Origin of the sequence: Roseateles sp. (assembly GCF_036404855.1) — a bacterium.
Classification (GTDB): domain Bacteria; phylum Pseudomonadota; class Gammaproteobacteria; order Burkholderiales; family Burkholderiaceae_C; genus Pelomonas.
The window spans coordinates 1-5007 of record NZ_DASWYS010000176.1 but is presented as its reverse complement, the minus strand read 5'-3'; the positions used below and the strand labels follow the sequence as shown (position 1 = coordinate 5007).

The window sequence follows — 5007 nt, the reverse complement described above, 5'->3', positions numbered from 1 at the left end:
GACAGCTTCAGCGCCCATTCCCGGCCCCGAGCCTTGTCGCCCTGTATCAACGCCTGACCCAGGCCGCCGTGCTGGGCGCCCGACAGGCAGATCAGGCCGCCGCCCAGTTCCTGCAGCCACTCCAGCTTCAGGCACGCCTGGTTGCGCTGCACGTTCTGTATCCACGCACGCGACAGCAGCTCGCTCAGGTTCAGATAGCCCTGCTTGTCCTGCACCAGCAGCAGCAGCCGCGTCGGCGGCTTGTCGGTCGCGTCGGACTCCAGCCAGCAATCCGCGCCGAGGATGGGCTGAACGCCCTTCTTGCGCGCGGCCGAGTAGAACTTGATGCCCCCGAAAAGATTGGCCAGGTCCGTGATGGCCGCTGCCACCTGCCCGTCCTTGGCGGCCGCATCGGCGGCGTCATCGGTGCGAAGGGTGCCGTCCACCACCGAGAACTCGGTGTGCATGCGCAGGTGGACGAAGGGCAGATCTTGTTGTGCGGTATTCACATCGGGCATCACGGCATTCTAGAAAGCCCTGCCGCCCGGAAAGTTGGGCTACGCTATTGGCCTCCCATGCGACTGTGCTCCCTGCAATCCGTCAGAAATCACGTCGCCATTGGCGAGCCGCTGGCCTTCTCCGTGCGGGACGCCAGTCGCCAGCTGCTGTTGGCGCGCGGCCAGATCATTCACGACGCCACCCAGCTGGAAGAACTGTTCCAGCGCGGCGCGCTGGTGGAAATCGACGAACTCACCCATGCCGTGCAACCGAAGCGCCGCGCCGCGCGGCCGCTGAGCGCCACGCAGTTGCCCGGGGAATGGGCGCGGCTGGGCAACGAAGCCCGGCGCGCGCTGGCCCAGCCGGCCGACCAACTGGTCGCCAGCGTCAACAGCACCACCGACGAGCTGCTTCGACTCATCGATCACGCGCCCGGCGTCGCCTTGGCCCAGATCCTGCGCCAGGGCGACGGTCACTACGGCGTCAGTCATTCCATCCACGCGGCCACGGCCTGTCATGCGGCCGCGCGCTTCCTGGGATGGTCATCCACCGAGCAGCGCCTGGCCTTCCAGGCCGCGCTGACGATGAACATCTCCATGATCGACCTGCAGGCCCGACTGGCCACGCAGGTCTCGCCGCCCACTACGCTGCAGCGTGAGGCGATACGGCAGCACCCCGACCTGAGCACGGAGCTGCTCGAGAAGGCGGGTGTCACCGACTCGCGCTGGCTCGACGCCGTGGCCCAGCACCATGAACTGCCCGACGGCAGCGGCTATCCCCGCGGCTTGACGGAAGTGAGCGAGCTGGCTTCGCTGCTACGGTTCGCCGACGTCTACACCGCGCGCCTCAGCGCCCGCGCCAACCGGCCGGCCATGTCGGCCCAGCAGGCCGGCCGCGAGCTTCACCTGATGGCCGACGCCAGCCCGCTTGCCGCAGGGCTCATCAAGGCCTTCGGCGTCTTCCCGCCCGGCTCGCTGGTGCAACTGGCCTCGGGGGAGCTGGGCCTGGTCGTGGGCAATGGAGAAAAGGCCTACCACCCCGTCGTGGCCACGCTGACCGATGCCCAAGGCGAGTCCCGGATCAGCCCGCTCCGCCGGGACACCTCATGTCAAGGCCTAGCCGTGGTGGCCCTGGTGTCGCCACAGTCGCTGCCCATGCGGCTGACCGACGAGCGCATCGCCGAACTCATTTCAGCGTAGGCGCCAGGCAGGCACTAGCCGAAGGCAATCGATGCCAGCACGACCTGGTTGCCGCCACGGCGCTGGGCCTCGTGCACGGCGGCCTCGCTGGCCACCATCAACTCGTCCTGCCGCGAGGCCGTGTGCGGGAAGCTGGACACACCCATCGAAATCGACAGTCCCAGGTCCTGGCCGTTCAATACAACGATCTGGGTCGCGCACTGCCGGCGCAACTGCTCCATACGCGCATGGGCCGTGGCCAGGCCCACGCCCGACAGCAGCACGGCAAAGCGCTGCGGGCCGATGCGGCAGGCGGAGTCCATGGCCCGCGTGTTGGCGCGCAGCATGCGGCCGATGCCTTCCAGCAGACGCTGCTGGGCAGCGTCGCCCAGCCCGGCAATGGCCGGCGACGCGTCCAGCGCGATGACGACGAGGGCGAACTCGCGGTGCTCGCGCGAGGACAGGTCGATCTCCCGCAGCAACTGGTCGTCGAACTGCGCGCGCATGTACAGGCCCGAGACCTCGTCCCGGCCAGATCCCTGCTGAAGCTCGCGACGGATCTGCTCGATGGCGCTTTGCTGCTGCTCGATCTGGGCCAGCGCCCGCTGCAGGTGCGCCTCGCGGTGGCGCTCCTCGGTGCGCTCATGCCAGACGGCGAGCAGGAAGTCCGGCCCCAGGGCCAGCCGCGTGACGCTGAACTCGCGCCGGCGGCCGTTGATCTCCAGCTTGTGCTCGCTGACGACGGGAAAACGCTGCGCCATGACGGTCTGCTCGACGCGCCGCAGCGCGGTCGTCTCGTCAGGCTTGAGCAGTTCGGCATCGGAATGACCGACGACGACCTCGCGCTCGAACATCTGGGCCAGGCCGGCGCTCGCGAACACATAGCGCCCGGTGGCCACGGCCTTGATGGCTGCCTGACTGCCCAGCGGCTCGATCAGCGCCACGAGGCCGGCCAGCGCTTCGCTGCCGAGCTCGGCATGTCCAGCCAGCCAATGCGCCAGGCTGCCGGGTTGCGGCTCCATCGCGGTCTGGTCGGCAGTCATGTCCATGAAATCGTTTTGGTGCGATCGTGCACTCGCCGCGGAAACCGCGATGCGCGCAGGGTGTCGAGGGAATGTAGTTGGGCCAAAGAGACGCCAGCAAGGCTGCGCCACCCCGCGAATCGGGACTCCCCCCTAGAAGTCCCCTTCGATGCCTGCCGTGAATCCTACCGAGTTTCGTCGTGCCCACCCGCGACAATGCCGCCCCATTCACGGGAGGTCTATGCAGGGATTCGATGCGGTGGTGGTGGGCGCGGGCGCGGCAGGCCTGTTCTGCGCGGGGCGTGCCGGCCAACGCGGGCTCAAGGTGCTGCTGATCGACCACGCGTCCAAGCTCGCCGAAAAAATCCGCATCTCGGGCGGCGGGCGTTGCAATTTCACGAATCGCGAGGCCGGGCCGGCCAATTTCCTGTCCGAGAACCCGGCCTTCTGCCGCTCGGCGCTTGCCCGCTACACACCGCAGGACTTCATCAAGCTGGTGCAAAGCCACGGCATCGCCTTCCATGAGAAGCACAAGGGCCAGCTGTTCTGCGACGACTCCAGCGAGCAGGTCATCCAAATGCTGGTCCGGGAATGCGAGGCGGGTGGCGTCACTCGCTGGCAGCCCTGCACGGTGGCCGATGTCCGCCCGCGTCCCGAAGGCGGCTTCGAGCTGGACACCAGCCTGGGCCCGGTGACGGCGCCGCGCGTCGTCGTCGCGACCGGGGGCCTGCCGGTGCCCAAGATCGGCGCCAGCGACTGGGGGCTGCGCCTGGCGAAGCGCTTCGACCACGCCATCGTTGAACCCCGCCCGGCGTTGGTGCCGCTGACGTTCGACGCCGACGCCTGGGCCCCCTTCGCGGCGCTGGCGGGGCTGTCCCTGCCGGTCGAGGTGGCCTGCGGCGCCGGCAAGGCCCGCGGGCGATTCCTGGAAGACCTGCTGTTCACCCACCGCGGTCTCAGCGGCCCGGCCATTCTGCAGATCTCGAGCTACCGCACCGCCAACGGCCAGCCGCTGCAGATCAACCTGGCGCCGGAGCTGCATCTGGACAAGGAACTGGTCGAAGCCAAGGCTGCATCGCGCCGCCAGTTGGGCAACGAACTGGCGGCCCGGCTGCCGCAGCGTCTGGCCGCGGCCTGGCTGGAGCGCGCCGGCCTGGACGCGGCCCGGCCGCTGCCAGAGTGCCGCGACGCCGACCTGCAGCGCCTGGGCCGCAGCGTGCATGACTGGCAGCTGATGCCCAGCGGCGACGAGGGCTGGCGCAAGGCCGAGGTCATGCGCGGCGGCGTCTCCACCCGTGACCTCAGCTCCCAGACACTGGAAAGCAAGCGCGTGCCGGGCCTGTATTTCATCGGCGAAGTCGTCGACGTGACGGGCTGGCTGGGGGGCTACAACTTCCAGTGGGCCTGGGCCAGCGCGGCCGCCTGCGCCGAAGCCCTGGCCACCCTGTCAGCCCCGGCCTGAGCAAATCTTGGCAAGTCCTTGATTTCCCGGCTACAATCCTCGGCTTTGCTGGCAAACCCGCGCGTCGATTCGCTGTGCTTCACAAGTGACGCAGTAATCCGGAACCTGCTGCTGATACTTAGCCGCGAACACCGAGCGCAATCTGAAGGAAATACATGACCACCATCCGCGTCAAGGAAAACGAGCCGTTCGACGTCGCCCTGCGCCGCTTCAAGCGCACCATTGAAAAGCTGGGCCTGCTGACCGAGCTGCGCGCCCGCGAGTTCTATGAGAAGCCCACCGCCGAGCGCAAGCGCAAGAAGGCCGCTGCCGTGAAGCGCCACTACAAGCGCGTGCGCAGCATGCAGCTGCCCAAGAAGCTGTACTGATCGTCTCTGACGCGACCCGGAGCCTGTTGCACAGCAGTCCCGGTTGACCCCAAAACCCGCCACAGGACGCTGTCGCGGGTTTTTGTTTTTTGACTACCCTCCTGCCATGAGCCTCAAAGACCGCATCACCGAAGACATGAAGGCCGCGATGCGCGCCAAGGAAGCCGACCGCCTGCTGACCATCCGCGGCCTGCTGGCCGCTGTGAAGCAGAAGGAAGTGGACGAGCGCATCACCGTTGATGACGTTGCCCTCGTGGCCATCGTCGACAAGCTGATCAAGCAGCGCAAGGACTCCATCAGCCAGTTCGCCGCCGCCGGCCGCGACGACCTCGTTGCCAAGGAAACGGCTGAACTGGCCGTGCTGCAGGTCTACCTGCCCGAGCGCCTGTCAGCCGAGGCCGTGGCCGAGAAGGTCGCCGCCATCGTCACCGAGCTGGGGGCCAGCGGTCCAGGTGACATGGGCAAGGTGATGGCCGCAGCCAAGGCCCAGCTGGGCGGCG

The 5007-nt window shown here is 67.8% G+C and carries 6 protein-coding genes; 4 read left to right on the top strand and 2 right to left on the bottom strand.

From position 1 onward, the window contains the following. Positions 1–497 (bottom strand): PHP domain-containing protein (locus VGF12_RS11780; protein ID WP_331176232.1); only part of this gene is annotated, 497 nt, incomplete at its 3' end. Positions 498–554: 57 nt separating this feature from the next. Here VGF12_RS11780 and VGF12_RS11775 point away from each other — a divergent pair. Next, positions 555–1676 carry an HD-GYP domain-containing protein gene (locus VGF12_RS11775; protein WP_331176231.1) on the top strand — a complete coding sequence of 374 codons (1122 nt, stop codon included), beginning with the start codon at positions 555–557 and terminating at the stop codon, positions 1674–1676. 14 nt (positions 1677–1690) lie between these two features. Here VGF12_RS11775 and VGF12_RS11770 read toward each other — a convergent pair whose 3' ends face one another. After that, the gene (locus VGF12_RS11770) at positions 1691–2698 is read right to left on the bottom strand and encodes a diguanylate cyclase (RefSeq protein WP_331176230.1); all 1008 of its coding nucleotides are present in this window, start codon (positions 2696–2698) and stop codon (positions 1691–1693) included. Positions 2699–2918: 220 nt separating this feature from the next. On the opposite strand from VGF12_RS11770, the gene VGF12_RS11765 reads away from it, so the two are divergent. The 3 genes from VGF12_RS11765 to VGF12_RS11755 all read left to right on the top strand — a co-directional run. Continuing rightward, positions 2919–4139, top strand: a complete 1221-nt coding sequence (locus tag VGF12_RS11765) for an NAD(P)/FAD-dependent oxidoreductase (RefSeq protein ID WP_331176229.1) — start codon at positions 2919–2921, stop codon at positions 4137–4139. Positions 4140–4294: 155 nt separating this feature from the next. Next, positions 4295–4507, top strand: coding sequence for a 30S ribosomal protein S21 (gene rpsU, locus VGF12_RS11760; RefSeq protein WP_012346814.1), 213 nt, complete (start codon positions 4295–4297; stop codon positions 4505–4507). Between the two features lie 106 nt (positions 4508–4613). Continuing rightward, a partial coding sequence (locus tag VGF12_RS11755) for a GatB/YqeY domain-containing protein (RefSeq protein WP_331176228.1) occupies positions 4614–5007 on the top strand: 394 nt, incomplete at its 3' end.